Source organism: Streptomyces sp. BV286 (assembly GCF_019090165.1).
Lineage (GTDB): Bacteria > Actinomycetota > Actinomycetes > Streptomycetales > Streptomycetaceae > Streptomyces.
In genome coordinates this window covers 106,584-124,868 of the sequence record NZ_JAHRIB010000141.1, presented here as the reverse complement: position 1 = coordinate 124,868, position 18,285 = coordinate 106,584, and the positions used below count along the sequence as shown (strand labels likewise).

At 69.4% G+C, this 18,285-nt stretch carries 17 protein-coding genes; 7 read left to right on the top strand and 10 right to left on the bottom strand.

All coding sequences use genetic code 11. From position 1 onward, the window contains the following. Positions 1 to 37 precede the first annotated feature (37 nt). Together KUF83_RS20355 and KUF83_RS20350 are read right to left on the bottom strand one after the other, a co-directional pair. Positions 38 to 2,737: a LuxR C-terminal-related transcriptional regulator gene (locus tag KUF83_RS20355; RefSeq protein ID WP_217456165.1), complete on the bottom strand. Its 2,700-nt coding sequence runs from the start codon at positions 2,735 to 2,737 to the stop codon at positions 38 to 40. Positions 2,738 to 3,347: 610 nt separating this feature from the next. After that, positions 3,348 to 4,325, bottom strand: a complete 978-nt coding sequence (locus KUF83_RS20350) for an ABC transporter substrate-binding protein (protein ID WP_217456164.1) — start codon at positions 4,323 to 4,325, stop codon at positions 3,348 to 3,350. A 703-nt stretch (positions 4,326 to 5,028) separates the two neighbouring features. On the opposite strand from KUF83_RS20350, the gene KUF83_RS20345 reads away from it, so the two are divergent. Both KUF83_RS20345 and KUF83_RS20340 read left to right on the top strand, forming a co-directional pair. Then, positions 5,029 to 5,202, top strand: a complete 174-nt coding sequence (locus tag KUF83_RS20345) for a CsbD family protein (protein ID WP_217456163.1) — start codon at positions 5,029 to 5,031, stop codon at positions 5,200 to 5,202. Between the two features lie 75 nt (positions 5,203 to 5,277). After that, positions 5,278 to 5,748 carry an ATP-binding protein gene (locus tag KUF83_RS20340; protein WP_217456162.1) on the top strand — a complete coding sequence of 157 codons (471 nt, stop codon included), beginning with the start codon at positions 5,278 to 5,280 and terminating at the stop codon, positions 5,746 to 5,748. Between the two features lie 220 nt (positions 5,749 to 5,968). Here KUF83_RS20340 and KUF83_RS20335 read toward each other — a convergent pair whose 3' ends face one another. The 4 genes from KUF83_RS20335 to KUF83_RS20320 form a co-directional block, all read right to left on the bottom strand. Next, entirely contained in the window at positions 5,969 to 6,460 is a 492-nt protein-coding gene (locus tag KUF83_RS20335) for a hemerythrin domain-containing protein (RefSeq protein ID WP_217456161.1), read from the bottom strand. 99 nt (positions 6,461 to 6,559) lie between these two features. Further along, a complete protein-coding gene (locus KUF83_RS20330; protein WP_217456160.1) occupies positions 6,560 to 6,895 on the bottom strand; it encodes a hypothetical protein in 336 nt (111 codons plus the stop codon). A 195-nt stretch (positions 6,896 to 7,090) separates the two neighbouring features. Next, positions 7,091 to 7,441: a hypothetical protein gene (locus tag KUF83_RS20325; protein ID WP_217456159.1), complete on the bottom strand. Its 351-nt coding sequence runs from the start codon at positions 7,439 to 7,441 to the stop codon at positions 7,091 to 7,093. A 195-nt stretch (positions 7,442 to 7,636) separates the two neighbouring features. After that, positions 7,637 to 7,897 carry a WhiB family transcriptional regulator gene (locus tag KUF83_RS20320; protein WP_217456158.1) on the bottom strand — a complete coding sequence of 87 codons (261 nt, stop codon included), beginning with the start codon at positions 7,895 to 7,897 and terminating at the stop codon, positions 7,637 to 7,639. A gap of 256 nt (positions 7,898 to 8,153) precedes the next feature. On the opposite strand from KUF83_RS20320, the gene KUF83_RS20315 reads away from it, so the two are divergent. Beyond that, on the top strand, positions 8,154 to 8,858 hold the full coding sequence (locus KUF83_RS20315; protein ID WP_217456157.1) for a GAF and ANTAR domain-containing protein: 705 nt from the start codon (positions 8,154 to 8,156) through the stop codon (positions 8,856 to 8,858). A 709-nt stretch (positions 8,859 to 9,567) separates the two neighbouring features. Then, positions 9,568 to 9,888, top strand: a complete 321-nt coding sequence (locus KUF83_RS42825; RefSeq protein ID WP_308403069.1) for a DUF397 domain-containing protein — start codon at positions 9,568 to 9,570, stop codon at positions 9,886 to 9,888. Between the two features lie 43 nt (positions 9,889 to 9,931). On the opposite strand, the gene KUF83_RS20305 is transcribed toward KUF83_RS42825, so the two are convergent. After that, positions 9,932 to 10,792 (bottom strand): helix-turn-helix transcriptional regulator, encoded by an 861-nt coding sequence (locus KUF83_RS20305; RefSeq protein ID WP_302828532.1) that lies wholly within the window; start codon positions 10,790 to 10,792, stop codon positions 9,932 to 9,934. A 372-nt stretch (positions 10,793 to 11,164) separates the two neighbouring features. Next, the gene (locus KUF83_RS20300) at positions 11,165 to 12,388 is read right to left on the bottom strand and encodes a phospholipase D-like domain-containing protein (RefSeq protein WP_217456154.1); all 1,224 of its coding nucleotides are present in this window, start codon (positions 12,386 to 12,388) and stop codon (positions 11,165 to 11,167) included. Between the two features lie 340 nt (positions 12,389 to 12,728). On the opposite strand from KUF83_RS20300, the gene KUF83_RS20295 reads away from it, so the two are divergent. After that, positions 12,729 to 13,589, top strand: coding sequence for an RNA polymerase sigma factor SigF (locus tag KUF83_RS20295; protein WP_217456478.1), 861 nt, complete (start codon positions 12,729 to 12,731; stop codon positions 13,587 to 13,589). Positions 13,590 to 13,655: 66 nt separating this feature from the next. Next, positions 13,656 to 14,120, top strand: coding sequence for a hypothetical protein (locus tag KUF83_RS20290; RefSeq protein WP_217456153.1), 465 nt, complete (start codon positions 13,656 to 13,658; stop codon positions 14,118 to 14,120). 133 nt (positions 14,121 to 14,253) lie between these two features. On the opposite strand, the gene KUF83_RS20285 is transcribed toward KUF83_RS20290, so the two are convergent. Further along, positions 14,254 to 15,483, bottom strand: coding sequence for a DegT/DnrJ/EryC1/StrS family aminotransferase (locus KUF83_RS20285; protein ID WP_217456152.1), 1,230 nt, complete (start codon positions 15,481 to 15,483; stop codon positions 14,254 to 14,256). Between the two features lie 213 nt (positions 15,484 to 15,696). Next, positions 15,697 to 16,857 (bottom strand): GNAT family N-acetyltransferase, encoded by a 1,161-nt coding sequence (locus KUF83_RS20280; RefSeq protein WP_217456151.1) that lies wholly within the window; start codon positions 16,855 to 16,857, stop codon positions 15,697 to 15,699. 632 nt (positions 16,858 to 17,489) lie between these two features. Between KUF83_RS20280 and KUF83_RS20275 the strand changes: the two genes are divergently transcribed. Next, positions 17,490 to 18,179 carry a BlaI/MecI/CopY family transcriptional regulator gene (locus tag KUF83_RS20275; RefSeq protein ID WP_217456150.1) on the top strand — a complete coding sequence of 230 codons (690 nt, stop codon included), beginning with the start codon at positions 17,490 to 17,492 and terminating at the stop codon, positions 18,177 to 18,179. Positions 18,180 to 18,285 lie beyond the last annotated feature (106 nt).

The window sequence follows — 18,285 nt, the reverse complement described above, 5'->3', positions numbered from 1 at the left end:
GATACGCGTCCGGACGCGCGCCCGCGGCCGTTCCCCTTCACAGCAGCCGCAGCTCACGCGCGCGGCGGACCGCTTCGCCGCGCCGATTCACCGCCAGCTTCCGGTAGACGCTCTTCAGGTGGGTCTTGACCGTGTTCACCGACACGAACAGATCGGCGGCGATCTCCTCCGTCGACATCATCTGGGCCAGCCGCTGGAGCACGTCGCGCTCGCGCCGGCTCAGCTCCTCGATCACCGGCGGGCGCAGCCGGTCCACGGACGGGGACGGTCCGGCGTGCCGCGGCGAACGCGACGAACCCGGGGTGAGCCAGTCCGCGGCCAGCCCTCTCAGCGGCGCCGCTTCCAGAACCGGCCGAATCCATGGCCCGGCTTCGAGGAAGGGACGCCTCAGCCGCTCGCGCCGTGCCTCCCGCAGAGCCTGGGCGACGAGCGCGCGCGAGGCGGCGCCGTCCCCCGCTCCGTCCGCGGCCTCGGCTCGCACCAGCATGGCTCGTACGGTCACCGCGGGGCCCGTACGGCCTTCGGAACCCAGCCCGTCGAGCAGGTCGAGCGCCGCGACGGACCGGCCTGCCGCGAGGTGCGCCCGCGCCGCCCCCACGGCACACGCCACCTGATCGTCGGGCACCGCCTGCAGCAGTTCCGCGGCGGACTCGGGGTGGCCCTCGGCCAGGTGTGCGGTGGAGGCGATCAGCGCCGCGTGCCCCTGCGCCCAGGGCGAGACCTCGTCGGCGCGGACCGCGGTCTCCGCCGCCGAGAGCGCGGCGCGCGTGTCGCCGCGGGCCAGCAGCAGGCGGGCGGTGGCGATCATCCGGCCCGCTTCCGTCACGGGGTCGTGCTGTCCCCGGCGCGGGCCGCCCGCCGTGTCGAGAAACGCCTGGGCCCGGCCCAGTTCGTGGCGGTCGACGGCCACGGCGGCGAGAACCAGTCGCCCGATGTCCGAGCCGGGCGGCTGTGCCGGACCGAACCGCTCCGTCCCGGACACCGCCGCCAGGGCTTTGCGCTCCGCCCTGCCGAGCCAGCCGTTCAGGTAGTCGATCAGGGCCAGCCCGCCCAGGGAGTCCTCGCGCGCGGGCTCCGTCGAGGCCTCGACGGCGCGGTCGGTCACCGTGGACAGCGCCTCGCACGCGTCCTCGAAACGTCCGGCCCACAACCGTGTCGAGCCCAGGTGGGCCATCAGTAGGGCGGTGAATTCGGGATGGTCGTCGAGGAGCTGTGCGGGAACCTCCTCCTGGAGCTTCTCGGCCGCCCTCGCGGCTGTCTCCGCCCGCTCGGGCGAACCCGTCAGCCGTGCCGCCAGGGTTTCCAGCAGGGCGCAGCTAAGCCGGGCGGCCGCCGGTGCGTATGCCGGCCCCGACGGACTGTGTTCCCGTTCGAGGCTTCGCTCGGCCTGGCGCAGGTGTGTCAGGCCGCGCTCCAGGTCGCACCGGGCCAGCTCCCGGGCCGCGCGCACGAGATCCGTGGCCGGGCTCGTCGCCCCGGGCCCCATCCGGGCGAACAGCTCGGTCAGATCGTCGCGGCCCAGGCCGGTGAAGAGCCGGCCGATGGCGAGGTCGTCGACGAGCGCACCGGCGGTGAAGTCCCAGTCGCCCGCGGCGGCGCCGTGGCCAAGCGTCTCGGCGAGGGATCCCGAGCGGCGCAGCCATTCCGCCGCCAGCCGGTGAAGCTCGGGTTCCAGGCCAGGAGAGCGCACCCGCAGATGGGCACGGAGGATCTCGCCGAAGAGTGGGTGGAGGCGGTACCAGTCATGGCCGAGGTCCTCGACGAACGCGTTCTCCCGGTGCAGCCCCGCCAGGATGGATTCGGCGTCGGTCCGCCCCGTCAGCGCGTTCGCCAGAGCGGGCCCGAAACGGTCGAGGACGCTGACCCGCAGCAGAAGATCCTGTGTCTCGGGGGTCTGCCGCTTCAGCACTTCCGCCAGCAGGAAGTCGGCGACCGTGGAGCGGTCCGCCTCGAACTCCTTGAGGTACGTCGCCGGATCCGGGGCCTCCCGCGCGGCCAGGGCACACAGCCGCACACCGGCGGCCCACCCGCGGGTACGCTCCACGAGCGCGTCGGCGGCGGGGGCCGGAAGGCGCAGTCCGTGCATCTCCAGGAGCGCGGCCGCTTCCCCGGGGGTGAGGGCCAGCTCCGCGTCCCTGATCTCGGTCATGTCGCCCGCCGCCCGGTAGCGGTGCAGTGGCAGCAGTGGTTCGGTGCGGGTGACGAGGACCAGGCGCATGCCCCGCCCCGCGTGGTGCAGGACGAACTCCAGCTGTTCCGCGATCTCCGGGCCGCTGACACGGTCGTACTGGTCGAGCACCACGATCACGGGCCGGTCCCGGGCGCCGAGATCGGCGGCGAGCCGTGCCAGCAGCCGGTGGTCGACGCCGTTCACCTCGGCAGGGTCGGTCGTCTCGGCGGAGAGCGGTACACCACAGGCGTGCAGCGCCTGGAACAGGTAGGCCCAGAACATGCCGGCCGGCTGGTCCGCCGCGTCGGTGGTGAGCCAGGCGACCGACTCGTCCCGCCCCCTGGCCCAGTCGGCGACCAGCAGGGTCTTGCCCGCCCCGGCGGCTCCGTTGACCAGCGTCAGTGGAGTCAGGAGGGACTGATCGAGATGCTCGACCAGCCGCTCGCGCCGCAGGAACATCGCCGGGCGCCTCGGTACGGCGAACCGCGTACGCAGAAACGGGTCGCCGAGAGGGTCGGCGCGCGGTGCGGTCGGTCCCGAACCGCCCTCCTCCTCGAACCCGGCCATGGCGCTCACCACCACTGTTCGTCGGATCGCGGGCAGCGCTCCCCCATCAGCATCCCAGTGTTGTCCCGCACCTGCTCGCCGCAGCGGTCACCGGCCCTGGGCGCCGGGGCGGTCGGTCCCGGGAGGCCCGTCGTCAGGCGGACGGCGCCCCGCTCAGGACGGCCCCACGCCGCTGGTGTCCGAGAGCAAGAAGGCCGCTGGTGTCCGAGAGCAAGAAAGCAGTCGTCCGCATCGCGAGAGACGCATCCCACGAGGGCCGCGGCCGGGCCGCCGCGACACGGCTGGGGAGGAGTAGCCGTGTCGCGGCGCACGGTCGCGCCGCACTCCGGTCGCCTCGCACCCCATGGGGGGCGGCAGGAGACGGCGCGGTCCCATCTCCGGCGTTCACGACCCGCGCGAACGCCGCCGGACGGCCGGAGGGGGCCGCCACGCATGCGTCCCGGCATGGCGCGGGGCACGTCAACTCGCCCTGCCAGTCGGCGCGGAAGGCCACTGCGCGCGGCGTCGCGGCCGGCTCCGGGACGGCTCACGGCCGGCCCGGGACGGCTCACGGCCGGCCCGGGACGGGTCACGGCCGGCCCGGGACGGGTCACGGCCGGCCCGGGGCCGGTCAGGAGAAGAGGGCGTCCAGGTCGGGCTTCTTGTCGCCGAAGAGACCGTCCCGCTCGCCGAGCGACGCCAGCTTCTCCAGGGAGGCCGTGTCGATGTCCGGCGGCCAGCTGGGCAGCGTGAGCTTCTCCAGGACATCACCGCTGATCTTGGTGTAGGTGGTGAGGATCTGGCGCGCCTCGTCGGGATGGTCGGTGGCGTACTGCAGTGACTCGGTCATCGCCTCGGTGAACCTCTTCACCAGGTCGGGGTTCTCCTTCTGCAGCTTGGCCGAGGTGAAGTACGTCGCCACGGTGAGCTTGGGGTCCGTCTCGGCGAACGGCGAGGCCACGACGCGGACGCCCTGCGCCTTGGCGACCGTCATCGCGGGCTCGCCCATCCACGCGGCGTCCACGCGCCCGCCGTCCAGAGCGGCCGGCATCTGGTCGAAGGCGATCTCCACGAACTTGACCTTGGACGGGTCGCCGCCGTCCGCACGGACCGACTCGCGCACCGTGGTGTCCCCGATGTTCTGCAGGGTGTTCACCGCCACCGTGTGCCCGGCGAGGTCCTTGGCCGACTTGATCGAACTGTCCTTTTTGACCGCCACACCGGTGACGTCGCCCCCGACCTTGCCGTTGGACGCCGCGCCGTTGACCACGGACTTGACCGGAACTCCCTTGACCTGGGCGACCATCAGCGACGTGGTGTTACTGAACCCGAACTGGAACTGGCCGTTCACCACACCGGGGATGATCGCCGCGCCGCCCTGGGCACTCACCATCTCGAGGTCGATGCCGCGGCTGCCGAAGAACCCCTTCTTCTGCCCCAGATAGAGCGGGGCCACGTCGACGATCGGAATGATGCCGACCTTGACCTGTGCCGTCTTGCCCCCGCCCGAGGACGACGAACCTCCGGCCCCCGAGTCCGACGACCCGCATCCGGCCGCGGCGACGATCGTGGTCAGTACTGCGGCAAGCCCGAGAATGCGCCGTTGCATGGGCCCCTCCTGACGGAAAGCACTGGTGGATGACGTGGACGAGTGCGGTGCGTGAACGAGTCGTACGGCCGTGCTGGAATCACGCGGGCTCCCCGAACGCGGCGGCGGACGACGCCGGGCGAAGCGGTACGAGAACGGTGGGTGGCGCCGGTCCTTCAGGGGTCCTGCGCCGAAAGCAGTGCGACGAGGCAGACGGGGCGACAGCGGCGGGGAACAGAACACGACAGTCCGGGGCGCGACCGGACAGCTCGGTCCCACAGCCCGCTTCATGTTGTGCATTTTCGTGACGGCAGAAATCTACAGACCCAATTTCGCGCTGTCAGTACCCCGGACAAGGGAGGTTGGACATCGCCGGTCCGCGTCCCGTCCACACCCCGACCGCCTCTCGGCCCGCGGGACCTCCTCCGGCACAGCCGGCCAGGGCGTCCCGGGCGCCATGGCCGGAGGCTTTCGCGCCTCTGAGCCTGTCGACGGTTTCGGACCGTGCCCCAAGGGACGGGACACGCCAAGATCCTTTACTCGTCCTTCCGCTTTCACTTCCTCATCGCCATCTGATTTCGATTTCCACTTCCTACGACGGGAGTGATCCGGCCTTTTGGGGGAAGCCCGGCGAATTCTCGAACGGCCGCGTTTGGACCGGCGCTCTCCGGTCAGCCGTATCTGTAGACAGCACGAACGAAGCGCAGTGAGGACGTGATCTGCAGTGGCCAGGAACGAGAAGGCAAAGGCCAAGACCGAGCAGGCCAAGGGCAAGGCGAAGGAGACCCTCGGCCGGGCTGTCGGGAACGAGCGTCTGACCGCCGAAGGCCGGGCGGAGCAGTCCAAGGGTGACGCCCGCCAGGCCAAGGAAAAGACCAAAGACGCATTCCGGCATTGAGGATCACTTAATCCGCAGGGCCCGCCGCACGCTCTTGCGGCGGGCCCTGCTTCCTTTCAGGTGAAGGAGCGCGAAATGCTCGGGGAGCAGCGACAGCACCCCCTCGACGCGTCGTCCGCGTCGTCCGCGTCGTCCGCGTCGGCGTGGTCCCAGCGACCGGGACCGCGCAGTCCGGCCGAGGTACGCGAGGAGGTGAGGCTCGCACTCGAAGAAGCCCGGCAGTCCCGACGCCGCGACGTCGTGGGCGACGATGTCGTCGGCGACGCTCTGCTCGTCGCCTCGGAACTGACGACCAACGCCATGCTGCACGGCGGCGGTGTCACCGGTTTCGAGGTGTCGCTGGACGACGGGGACGTCCGGCTGTCCGTGAGCGACCGCAGCCAGGAGCTGCCCACCCCGAAGCAGCACGTCGATGAGCGGGGCTTCATGCGGGCCGGTGGCCACGGCTGGCCCATCGTCTGCCGCCTTGCCCGTGACATCACGATCTCGGAGCTCGGGACCGGCGGGAAGCGCATCACCGCCGTGCTGCCGCTCGTCCGCCAGTGAAGCTCTCCGCTCCGGCCTCCCACGGTCAGCGCTTCACCGGCTGCCGCTCCCCCGGCCACCGCCCGGCCCTGGTGCCGCATCCGGCCAGGTCCGGCCCGCGCCCTCTCCTATGCGGGGCACGACAAAACCGGCCGCGCTCCGGCGGCCGGTTCGTCAGGTGGTCCTCCGTGCAGCCGGCTTCGGCCGCACCGGCGCTACCGGCCCAAGGGCCGGGCTCCTGTCAGCTCTTCACGATCTTGCGGAGGTTCTCGACCGAGCCGCAGCCCGCCTTGAGCTGGTGCGCCCGCTCCTCGACGAAGTCCGCGCCGAGCTCCTCGCGGCGCTCCATGCCGACGTTCTCGCGCGCGCCGTTGAGGATGGTTCGTTCTTCCTCGTCGGTGTGGTGCGCGACGGCCTCCACGAGTTCCTCCAGCTTCTCGTCCCAGTCGTCGGAACCGACTTCGTCGACCTCCAGGAGGGCGAGCAGCGCCTTGTTGCCTTCGTCGTGTTCATGCTCGCCGTGCTCCACCTCCTCGTCGTCGATGTTCCTGTAGCGCTTGAGAGCGGGGTAGACCTTGGCCTCTTCCGCGAGGGCGTGGGCGATCAGAAGGTCGGCGAATTCTTTCAGCGCGGTCGCCCTGTCCGCCTCGACACTGCGCATCTGCCGGAAGAGGTCCTCCATCTTCCGGTGATCATCAAGAATCAACTGGACGACATCTCGTGTCTCAGCCATGGTGCGGCGCGCCTTCCTCGGTGGAAATGGAATCTGCCGACACGAGTACCCCCGTTGCCGGGGAAGAAAATCGTCCTTTGATCCTTCCCCGGCCCGGCGTCACGCCGTAAGAGCCTGGCGGAGGGCGCCCGCCGCCGACGGTGTGCGCCGCACGGCCGGACGTACCGGATAGGTGGTCTTGGCCGGATCGACCACCGGTTCCCCCAGCACGATCCGGCCCGCCGCGTGCAGCGCGTCGCACTCGTCCGTGGGCAGGGCCACATAACAGCCTCCGTACCCGGGACCGGAGCTGACGGCCTGCCAGTAGCCGTACCGGCGACGGCCGTTGAAGTGCACGGTCAGGCAGACGGGGACGCGCTGCACCGTGATGAGACGCAGAACCTCGGCGCCTGCGGGCCCCACCGGGGCGTTCGTGCGCGGAAGAGCTCGGAGCATGGTCACCGGTCTCCGTTCGAGGCTCGCGACACGGCGCGGTGGTGGAGAGTGGGCGTCATGTGAGGGCGGCCTTTCGACGGACGGGTATCGATCGCGTATCACCGGGGCGATGACGTTCTCGCTGCTCGGCATTGTTCCGGAGGGCACTGACAACGCGGCCCGGAGCCGCTCCGGGCCCCTCCACGGAGCCGCCCCTCAACGGAGGCCGGGTGGTGTCTGCGCGTGATGGGCGCGACCTTCCAGTTCACCCTGCACGAAGGGGTCGTCAGCAGCGTCGTACGCTCCGGCGTGGTCGAAGAGCGCCTCTGTGACGCGCTCCCACTCCTCGACCTCGGCCTGGGCGGCGGTTGCGTCCCGGCCGGTGAGCGAATCGTCCTGAGCCGCTTTTCGGGCGTCCTCCAGGGCCGCCTTCGCCTCGTGGTGCCGCATTCCCGTGGCCGAGCGGCGTACCCGCGCCCAGGCGTCACGCTCGGCTTCGGAGGGTTCCGCCGCCTCGTCGCTCGTGTCGTCGACGGGACCGGACGCTCGGTCCTGCTCCAGGCTCACTGCTTCACCTCGTTCGGGCGCGGGCTGAATGCTTCCTTCAGCAGTCCCGTCTGCCCCCGTCGCGAGGCCCGACACCTGTCGGCCGTGACGAGTCGTCACGGCGGGAGAGGCCCGGTGGCGAGGCCGTCGTGTGCCTCGGACCACGGGCGTCGCCCTGCGTGTTCACCTGCCTACGCGTCGGTGTCCGTGGACTGCCTACGCGCTGGTGTCCTTGGACGCGCGGCCGCGGACGCGTCGCCGCAGCGTGCGCCGTTCGGCTTCGCTCCTGCCGCCCCAGACGCCGATGCTCTGGCCTGTTTCGAGAGCCCAGTTCAGGCACTCCTCCTGGACCGGGCAGCGGCGGCAGACGGACTTCGCGTCCTCGATCTGCACCAGCGCGGGGCCTGTGCTGCCTATGGGGAAGAACAGATCGGGATCGACGGTGCGGCATTCCGCGTACTCGCGCCAGCCCTCCATGGGAGTCTCCTTCGGTCGCAACGATGTTGTTCTCGGCATGGGGTCTCCCTTCGGGTCACCCATGACCGCGCCGGTGAAACCAGGGGTTTCGCCGGACAGCGCTGCTTGAAACGTCCAACAACACTGCGACACTGGCGGCCGCGGGCAGGTCAGGCCCCTGAGGATCCACGTCCGACGCGGCAGGGACGCACGGGTGGCAAGATGGGCCTCAAGGGAGCGGCAGTCCTGGCGCTTCAACGAAAAGAGCAGGTGACACATGTCGCAGGTGCCTGGCGAGGTCTGGGAGCAGTTCGCGATCGCCGTGGCCGAGATGGCACGGGACCTGCTGACGCAGGACTCGACGCAGGGCACCTTGGACCGCATCGTGGAGCACGCGACGGTGCTGATCAACGGGTGCGACGAAGCCGGCATTCTCACCGTGCGGCAGGGCGAGGTGCACGCCCTGGCGGCGACGAGCGATCTGGTGCGTCATGCGGACCGGATCCAGCAGGACCTGCGGGAGGGTCCGTGCTTCGACGCCGTGACCGACCGCCAACAGATCTACGCCATCGAGGACATGCGGGAGCCGAACGACAACTGGCCCCGCTTCACGCCCAAGTTGAGGGAGCTGGGCATGGGAAGCATGATGGGCTTCCTCCTCTTCACCGAGGACGACGACCTCGGCGCCCTGAACGTGTACTCGCGCGATCCGAACGCCTTCGACGAGACCGCCCGGCGGGCCGGCTGGATACTCGCCTCGCACGCGGCCGTCGCCTTCTCCGCGGCCCGTACGCATCAGCAGCTCGGCCACGCCCTGGAGACGCGTCATGAGATCGGCGAGGCCATGGGCATCCTGATGGAGCGCTACGGACTAACCGAGGACACGGCTTTCAAGGTGCTCAAGAAGACCTCACAGGACCGCAACGTCAAACTGCGCGAGATCGCCCGCCAGGTCTGCCGCACCGGCGAGAAGCCCAGCTGACCGTCCCGTCCGCGCTCAGCACGGGCGCCGTTGCCACTCCGGTGACAACGGCGCGGGAGGGGCGAATGCACTCAGCAGCTTTCACCCCTTTTGCTATGTAATCGCTAGCTCATCAACACGGACAGGACCAGGAAGGTCAGGGGTCCCGTAGCGGCCACTACGAGCAGAACCAGGCAGAGACGAAAAGTCGTGTGCCAGTCCTGCATGGCATCCCTGATCAGACCAGCCATATCGCCGCGCATAAACACCTCCCCTCGCACGACGAGAGACAGATGGACACTATTAATTCTGGCATGCGCAACGGTGAATACACTAGAAATTTCTTGCACATAAAAAGGAAGGAGCCGTTCCACCGGCTCTGCTGAGTCCAGTGGAACGGCTTTTGACTACTGATGCGACCGATGGCCGTCGATCGCACCGCACTGCCCATGAAGAAGCGCAGCGATTACTCCTCCAGTATGGATGATGCATTCCTGTGTGCCAAGTGTCTTTTTGATGGATCCCTTGCCGAATCAGAGCCGCGTGCCATGCGGCCGTCTGCCCACACGACCTGCCAGGACGACCGGTGGCAAGTCGGCAACCGGCACCCACCAACAGGAACTGATGTTCGGGTGCCGCCCGTTGGGGCAGCCCGCCACGCCCGGCGCTCGCACCCGGGACCGCCGAGCGGGTTAAACGGTTGCCGAATAGAGACCTTGCGACGCCCGCCGTGGTGTATGCGACTGCTATAAACGGCGCACCACCTGGATCGCCCGGCCGGCTCGGTTCCCGAAACCCATGCCGACCAGGCGGTCCTCTTCGCTTTTCCACAGCATGGAGGGTCGCGCCAGTGCGCTCTGAAGCAGTACCTCTTGAATGGTTCAAGAGTTCGGCCAGCGGTTCGGAGAACTGTGTCGAAGTCGCCCGCGCGAATGACGTGTGGGTAAGGGACTCCAAGGATCCCGATCGACCCCTTCTGCATTTCTCCCACGCGTCGTGGGCCGTCTTCGCCGGCCGCATGGCCCAGCACCCTCTTTCGGACGGTGGATGAACAGGTATTGAAGCGTGCCCTCGGCGAACTCGGGGCGAGCACCTCAGTTGGGCTCGTCAAGGAAGCGGCCGAGGGCCCGGTCCACCATCCGCGGAGCGTCCTCGAGGGTGGCCAGCTGTTCCAACTGCCAGAACTTCTCGAGGAATCGCGCGGGTGAGTACACCCCTCGCTCTCCGGGCCCTTCGTTGGTGATGAAGGTCTGGTTCTTCGCCCGCTCGATGTACAGCACCGCGCCGTCGTCCGGGACGGGAAACTCGAAGATCACGTACGGGAGGTCCCAGTAGGGATACACGCCCGCGCTGAAAGGGATGATCCGCAGGGTGACGTGCGGCAGGGAGATCACTTCCTGCAACATCCGCAGCTGCTGCCTCATGACCCGCTTGTCACCGACCGTACGGCTGATGACGTTCTCGTCGAGTATGAAGTGAAGCTCCTTCTCGCCGGTGCGGAAGATCTTCTCCTGCCGCTCCTTGCGCAGCTCCAGTAATCGCTGCGTGTGGGGCTCCGCGTAGTTGGCGAGGACCGCGGCGGCGTACTCCTCCGTCTGGAGCAGCCCCGGTACCATGAGCGGCTCGAAGTTGCGAATCTGGGACGCCGAGGACTCGTGGCCCAGGAACTCCTGGAACTGGGCCGAGATGGCCTCCCGGTAAGGGCTCCACCAGCCCAGCTCCCGGTAGGAGACGCGCGCCATGTCCACCAGCGAGGCGACGTCCTGCGGGTCCGTGATGCCGTAGTACTGGAGAAGGATCTTCAGGTCGTTGACGGAGATCCCGACCGTCCCCGCCTCGATGCGCAGAAGCTTCGAGAGCGACCAGTCCATGGCGACAGCCACGTCCTTCTGGCGCATACCGGCCTGTTCACGTGCTTGCCGGAGCCGAATACGCAGCCTTCGCCGCTGATACATCGGGTCCCGCTCCACCATGCTGCCTCCCGGCACAGGCGTGCCACGAACCCCGCCGCGCCACTGGTCTGCCGGGCATGTCGCCAGCAGCCACCTCGCATCAGGCCGTGTGCACAACGCCACTTGGAAGACGAGGATCCAGCAAGGTTCCACCCCCAGCAAGAGTCGGCGCTCCACGGAGGCCGGCCGGCCGACGCTGCGAGGCGCACACTCGTGCACGTTCCGCTCCCGTGAGCCCTCCGTGCGCCCCCGGAGCGGCCGGAACACCGTCGTGCAAGGACCTGGCCGGGCCGGGCACGCCTGCCCATGCCCGGCCGCGGGCGGCTCAGCGGGTGGGCGGGCGGCCGGTCGGCACGGCGGCCGGGGGAACCGGTGTCACAGATAGCGGCGGATGGGTATGACGGCCGCTTCCCGGGCTCGCTGCACCACGGAACGGCGCTTCCAGCGTCCCGGGCTGATCAGGGTGCTGGCTGCCACGTCCTCGTCGAAGTGGGCGTCGAGGGTGGACGTGAACTCCTCGTCCAGCACGGCGAGCATGATCTCCTCGTCGTGGTCGAGCGAGCGTCGGTTGAAGTTGGTCGAGCCGACCAGCGCGGCGACCCGGTCGACGGTGATGACCTTGGCATGCATCATCGTCGGCTGGTACTGGTGGATCTTCACACCGCAGGCCGTCAGGTCCTCGTAGTAGTGCTGGCCGGCCAGCTGGCAGACCCGCTTGTCCGTGTGCGGGCCGGGCAGCAGGATCTCCACCTCCACGCCCCGGCGGGCGGTCGCACACAGCAGCTCGATGAAGTACGCGTCCGGCGAGAAGTACGCGGTGGCCAGCCGGAAGCGCTCCTCCGCCGACTCCAGCATCACCCGGAGCAGGGTCTGCATGTCCTGCCAGCCGAAGCTGGCCGAGCCGCGCACCACCTGCACCACGGCGTCGCCCTGGGGGCTGTGCGCGACGAACCGGTCACGGGCATCGAAAAGTTCCTCGTGGCACTCGGCCCAGTTCTGTGCGAACGCGGCGGCGAGGCCGTCGACCGCCGGACCGCGGACCTCGACGTGGGTGTCACGCCACTCGTGCTCGTTGCGCGCGTCACCGCACCACTCCTCCGCGATCCCCACCCCACCGGTGAAGGCCGTCTGCTCGTCGACGACCAGGACCTTGCGGTGACAGCGGTGGTTCTGCTTGAACGGCGACAGGGCGAGGGGCTTGCGGAACCACGCCACCTGCACGCCGGCCTCCTCCATCGCCGCCAGCAGGTCCTTCTCGATCAGCCGGCTGCCGAAGCCGTCCAGCAGCAGCCGTACCCGCACCCCTGCCCGGGCGCGCTCGGCGAGCGACTGCGCGAACTCGCGGGCGACGTCGCCCTTCCAGTAGACGAAGGTCATCATGTCCACGGTGTGTTCCGCGGACCGGATGCGTGCCAGCATCGCGGCGAAGATCTCGTCGCCGTTGCGCAGCGCGGTCAGGGCGTTGCCCTCGGTCGCGGCGATGCCGATGAGTCTCTCCAGCCGCCGCCGTATTCGCTCCGACCGCTCCTCGAACATCGGCGAGGCGCGTGTGCCGAGCGGGTGTGAGGCCGTCTCCGGCTGGTCCTGCGTACTGGTCATGGGGTCACCGGCCGGCACTCGAAGAAGACAAGGAAGGCCGCGCTGCCCGGTCCGGCGCGGGGCGCGGCGAGCAGACTGTACTCCGGCCGCGACTGCACCCGGAGCCAGGAGTGGCAAACGCGACAGCCACCCTGATCCCGCCCAGGGGCAGATGTGCCCCTGACCCCGAGAGGTTCGGCCGGAGGGTCCGACCCCGTCACGCACGCATCGGAGGGCACCGCTTTCGCACCACGGGACAGCGCGCGCGAGAACGGCCTGACACGGCGCACATGCTTGCGGGCAAGCCGGGCAGGAGACGACCAACTTGCTTTCTATTTAAGGCGGCACCGTGATTTCCTCCGTGAACGCCCGCGAAGCCACAGACTGCGGCAGCGCAGCGCCGGAGCTCACGGGTGACCTGCCGTGGATCGAGGACGGGGGCAAGGTCGCGCCCAAGGACGCGCGCGTGCTGTCCCGGCTGTTCCTCGACCGGCTGCAGGCCCTGGAAGAGGGGTCGCACGAATACCAGTACGCCCGGAACACGCTGATCGAGATGAACCTCTCCCTGGTGAACTTCGCGGCCCGCCGGTTCCGGAACCGGGGCAGCGGTGACATGGAGGATGTCATCCAGGTCGGCACCATCGGCCTCATCAAGGCCATCGACCGCTTCGACCTGTCGCGCGAGGTCGAGTTCACCTCGTTCGCCATTCCCTACATCGTCGGCGAGATCAAGCGCTTCTTCCGGGACACCACCTGGGCCGTGCACGTCCCGCGCCGTCTGCAGGAGCTGCGTGTCGCTCTCGCCAAGAGCAAGGAAGAGCTCGGCACCGCGCTGAACCGTCCGCCCACGGTCAAGGAACTCGCGGCCCACCTGGATCTGTCCGAGGACGAGGTGATCGAGGGTCTCGTGGCTGCCAACGGTTACATCGCCGGCTCCATCGACACTCCCGGTGGCGACGACGAGTCCAGCGACGGCGGTCCCAAGTACGCGGACACCCTGGGCGAGGCCGACCCGGCGATGGACCTGTTCGAGGACCTGCACACGCTCGGCCCCCTGCTGCAGGACCTCGACGAGCGGGAGCGGACCATCATCGAGATGCGCTTCGGCCAGGAGATGACCCAGGCGGAGATCGGCCGGGAACTGAACCTGTCCCAGATGCACATCTCCCGTCTCCTCACCCGCACGCTCAACCGGCTGCGCAGCGGCCTCCTCACCGCGTGACGGCCGTCTCCGCCACGAACCCCTCCCTGTTCCGATTGTCACGGGATCGAAAGGACGAGCAGAATCGTGAGTGACGAGCTGGACCCGCTCCGCGAGTCGGCGGCGCCGACCGTGACCGAGCACGTGCCGGATCTCCAACTGCAGATGCTGGTACGGCTGGTGGCCCAGGACCCGGAGGCGGCTCTGCCGATCACCCTGGTCATCGGGGGTGGGCTCCTCTACGGCGATCTGATCTCGCACAAGGCGTGGACGACCGACTGGGCGCGCAACCTGCACGGCGTGGACGGAGCCGGCGCACAGCTGCTGGAACGCTTCCCGGAGCAGGTGGACCAGGCCGTCGTCGACAAGCAGGGGCGCCGGGTCCCGGAGCGGCTGCCGCAGTGGATTCACCTGCGTGATGCCACCAGTGTCGTCGGGGCGGGCGGCCCCGTGCTCATGCCGCTGTGGCGCGGCCGGCTCGCGGACATCTCCGGATGGTCCCTGGGCAAGCCCGACAGCTCACTCGGGGACACGGCGGACAACGGCCTCTGACACGCCCACCGGCCGGGTTTCAGCAGGCGCGGGACGCCGACCTCCGTGCCCGGCGGTGTGAGTGGCCTTTCGGCGCAGGTCGCACCTCGGCCCATGGTCTTGTGGTGATGTGCCCCGCGAGATCGTTCCCGCCTCACTGCCCCAGGGGCGACGGCGGTGTGGTGTCCGGAACCGGCGCCGGGGCCGGAGGGTGGGCCGTGGTCGCCCCTTCCCTCGTCAGGGCGCCGGTGATCGTACGGGCCAGCAGAGGATCGGCCGGAAGCACATGTGAGGCGAACCAGCGGGCGGCCGCAGGATCGGGGGACGGCTCGACGAACTCCGCGCCCGCGTAGTCGTCGAGCGGGGGGTCGTAGATGTAGCCGGACACCACTCCGTGCCGTACCAGACGTTCCACCAGCCCGTCGCGGTCGTGGACCAGCAGTGGAACGCGGAAGAGGGGCAGGGCCCCGTGGTGTGCCGCGCGGTCGCGAAGCGCGGGCGAGGCCCAGGCGGTGCCCGAGAGCTGCGCGACACCGGCCCTGCGCCGGGCGAGACCGGCGTCCAGGAGCGCCGTCCGCAGCATCAACTGACCCCGGACCAGCGCTCCGTGGCGGGAGCGGTAGTCGTGCAGGTCGACCCGCACCCATGGTTCGTACGCCGTCAGGCTCGGCGTGTCGCGGGAGCTCAGGGCGAGTCGTGGGGCGTGCAGGGCCATGCGGTAGTCGTCGCGTTCCAGCATCCCGAGGCTCTGCATCGTCCGCCATGCCGGGCGCACCAGGTGGAGAGCTCGTACGGCGGAGCGCGCCAGTGGTCGCAGGGCCGCGGCCAGGTCGCCGGCCAGTCGGCCCGGCTCCAGGAGATCGTCGCGCAGCAACTCCACCTCCCGTCGGGTACGCGCGTCCTCCACGGCGAGGAACCCGCCGGCCATCCCGGCCACGTGCTTGGACAGACTGAACGCCGCAGCCCTTCCGAAGGTGCCGATCGGCTGCCCGTCCACATGCGTGCCGATGGCGTGCGCCGCGTCCTCGATCAGGGGGATGCCCAACGCGTCGCAGCGGGCGCTCAGTTCCGCGACCCGGTCCGGGAGCCCGTACAGGTTCGTGGTCAGGACGGCGTCGACGCTCCGCCAGGTGGACTCCGGCACCGCGGCCGGGTCGATGTTGCCGTCCCACACGGACACCGGGGCCTGCACGGGGCGCAGTCCGGCCGCGAGGACCACGAAGAGGATCACGTCGTCGTTCACCGGCGACATCAGGACTCGGCCGCCCGGCCTGCACCAGCGCCTCAGCGCCAGGTACAGCGCCAGCCGCGCCGAGGGGGTGTAGACACATTCCCGTCCGAGCCGCCGTGTCATCATCGCCGCGAGCCGCGATCCGTACGGCATCCGTCACCTCTTCCGTGGAAGGGCCGTGCAGGGGTTGCCCGAAGGGCTCAGCGCGTTCTCACGACCGCCGGGCGAGGTGCACCGACCGGCTGCCGCCGGGCAGGCGCTCGCCGTCCGGCGGCGGGAAGGGAGGAACGCGTGCTCTGGCGCATGACGGCGACGACACTGCCTCGGCGCGGATGCCGGGTATGGGCGGGCCGCGGAGACGACTGCTCAGCGTGCGCGGGGCCCTGCCCGGTCGGAACCCGTCCGGGCGGGGTCCGCCCGGCCTGAGCGCTCTCGCCCGGAGCCCGTCCCGCCGGAGGTGCGCAGTGCGCCGACCGTCTTCAGCAGCCGGTCGGCGGGCTCCCTCAACCGGGGATGGGCCAGGACCGTGTTCCGCAGGCCCCGTACCGGTCTGCGCCACAGCCGGTGCGCCGTCGCGACCGGGTGGGAGCGGCTCACGAACCCCTCCCCCACCCGCAGTTCGCGGGTCTTGAGCCAGTCCTTGTACTCCTTCTCACCGCGGCCGAGGTCCATGACCCGCACACCCTCACGGCCCGCCGCCTCCGCCATCCGGAGGTGCATGATCAACCCGGGTGAGTAGTAGCTCAGTTCGGGGTCGTACGCGGTGAACCAGGCCGCAAACACCGTCCGCGATCTCGGCCCGAAGTGTGCGGCCACCGGCCGGTCGCCCGCATACACCACGGAGAGGACACCGGTGAAGTGCTCCTCCCGGACGCGGAACAGGTGCTCCACGACGTTCACGATCCACGGCCGCGCGAACCGGTCCATGCGTGACGTCCTGCGGTACTGGGCGGACTTCCACTGCATGAGCGTGCGCAGCATCGCGGGGTCGCGCTCGTCGAACACGAACCTCACCTCCCCCAGATCACGCCCCAGTCGGCGTTCCTTCTTCAGCGTCGTCTTGGCCAGCCCCGGGTACGCGCCCCGCAGCCACTGCGCGTACCCGCCCTCACCCGTCTTGAGGTCGACGACCGGTGACGCGAACGTCCCCGTGACATAGCGGTCGAACGGTTTCTGCTCCTCGACGAGGTGGTCGAACTCGAAGACGGACAGCCCGCAGGCCCGCAGCAGTTCCTGGGCGTCCCAGGTGACCCCGGGCCGGTGCACGAGTGCCTGGCAGTCGGACAGGCCGAGTCCGACGGCCCGTCCGACACCGAGGGACGTGCGCTCGTACGGGAAGAAGCCCACGGCCTCGGTGCCTTCGCTCAGGACCGCCACTCGTGCGCCGCCGCGAAACCCGCCGATGCCGGCCGCGAACTCCGGCGACAGGAAGGGGTTGGCGTAGCCGGGTGACTCGTCCGCCGCCCGGTGCCATGCCTCGCGCAGCGAACCACTCAGTGACTCCGGTCTGTGAATGCTGATGTCCACCTCAGATCGACCGCCCTTCCGCGGTCTTCGCGAAGGACGTACCGGTCGAGGTGCACACCGTGCTGCATCGTGTGGCGCGTGAATCACAGCTCATGGATCGCATGGATGATCGCCCCCCATTCCCCCATGGACGCGGTGTACGCGTCCTGGCCGCTCCCACGGCCAACTCCCCACCCACGTCACCGAAGCCTTCGCGGCCCGCCCGACAGCCGGTACCCGAAGTATTCGACAAGGATCAAACGTCGCGAAACAGTACGCACGCTGTCAAGGGTGTCGGTCGTAACGAAACAGGTGCGGATGGGGTGACCCGCCTGGTTGACCATGCTCCTGAGGTCCAGGAACACCCGGGGTCCACGCAGGGGTCACACCCGGGGCGTGATCATGGAACACGCAGGCAGAAGCATGCGGGCCACCCGCTCTTGTCACCTTGAAGGTTGAAATCGAGACATCGTCGGGCGAGGACGGCCGGCACCCCGCGCCTACGGTTCTGCCCGCACCTGTGCAGCCCACAGCGCCATGTTCGAAACCACGGACCCACAAGGGTGGTTCGGACACATTCGGGATCATGGCCGGGATGATGCGAGTAGCATCCGGCCCCAACACCATCCGATGTATGAGGAGAGGTAGCTGCCATGTCCGAAGTCGAATCGGCCACCACGGAACTCAAGACCCAGTACGCCGCTCAAGTGGCCGCGGACCTCGAGCGCAACACCAAGGAGCAGGAACGAATCGGCGCCGAAGTGGCCGCGCTCGAGGAGCAGTTGAGCGCGCTCCAGCACGACCGGACCCTGTTGGCGGAGCTGCAGCGGGCACTGGGCGGCGAGAACGACCTTCCGCAGGCCGCCCGGAGCACCGGGAAGGGCTCCACGCCCAAGCCGTCAGTGCCGCGTCAGGCCACGGCGGGCCGGCGCAAGAAGGCCACCGCCACGAAGGCTGCTGCCAAGCCCGCCGCCGCCAAGCCCGCGGCGAAGCCGGCCGTGAAGGCCGCCGCGCCCAAGGCCGCCACCAAGGCCGCCACCAAGGCTGCCGCGGCTGATCCCGCCGCCGCGAAGCCGGCCGCCGCCAAGCCCACGCTCGTCGAGCTCATCCGTGACCACCTCGCCCAGCAGTCCGAGCCCCGCTCGTCCGCTGAGGTCACCACGGCACTGACTGAGGCCCACCCCGACCGCGAGATCAAGCCCAAGGTCGTACGCACCACGGTGGAAGGGCTCGTCGCCAAGGGCCAGGTGCAGCGCACCAAGCAGGGGTCCTCCGTGTTCTACACGCCGTCCGGGACCGCTGCAGCCGACACCTCGGCCGAGCAGGTCCCGGAAACAGCCTGACCATCGGGGAACGACTGCCCTGACGCCGCCCCGTACCGCAGTTCTCACACTGTGGACCCCAGGCGACATGACACACCGTCAACTGTCCTGCCTGGCAGGGCATGTT

What these genes read in the sequence shown, in the direction of transcription:
- KUF83_RS20355 (WP_217456165.1), bottom strand. Translation starts at nt 2,737, where the DNA reads ATGGCCGGGTTCGAGGAGGAGGGCGGTTCGGGACCGACCGCACCGCGC.
- KUF83_RS20350 (WP_217456164.1), bottom strand. Translation starts at nt 4,325, where the DNA reads ATGCAACGGCGCATTCTCGGGCTTGCCGCAGTACTGACCACGATCGTC.
- KUF83_RS20340 (WP_217456162.1), top strand. Translation starts at nt 5,278, where the DNA reads ATGCTCGGGGAGCAGCGACAGCACCCCCTCGACGCGTCGTCCGCGTCG.
- KUF83_RS20335 (WP_217456161.1), bottom strand. Translation starts at nt 6,460, where the DNA reads ATGGCTGAGACACGAGATGTCGTCCAGTTGATTCTTGATGATCACCGG.
- KUF83_RS20330 (WP_217456160.1), bottom strand. Translation starts at nt 6,895, where the DNA reads ATGCTCCGAGCTCTTCCGCGCACGAACGCCCCGGTGGGGCCCGCAGGC.
- KUF83_RS20320 (WP_217456158.1), bottom strand. Translation starts at nt 7,897, where the DNA reads ATGGAGGGCTGGCGCGAGTACGCGGAATGCCGCACCGTCGATCCCGAT.
- KUF83_RS20315 (WP_217456157.1), top strand. Translation starts at nt 8,154, where the DNA reads ATGTCGCAGGTGCCTGGCGAGGTCTGGGAGCAGTTCGCGATCGCCGTG.
- KUF83_RS20305 (WP_302828532.1), bottom strand. Translation starts at nt 10,792, where the DNA reads ATGTATCAGCGGCGAAGGCTGCGTATTCGGCTCCGGCAAGCACGTGAA.
- KUF83_RS20300 (WP_217456154.1), bottom strand. Translation starts at nt 12,388, where the DNA reads ATGACCAGTACGCAGGACCAGCCGGAGACGGCCTCACACCCGCTCGGC.
- KUF83_RS20285 (WP_217456152.1), bottom strand. Translation starts at nt 15,483, where the DNA reads ATGCCGTACGGATCGCGGCTCGCGGCGATGATGACACGGCGGCTCGGA.
- KUF83_RS20275 (WP_217456150.1), top strand. Translation starts at nt 17,490, where the DNA reads ATGTCCGAAGTCGAATCGGCCACCACGGAACTCAAGACCCAGTACGCC.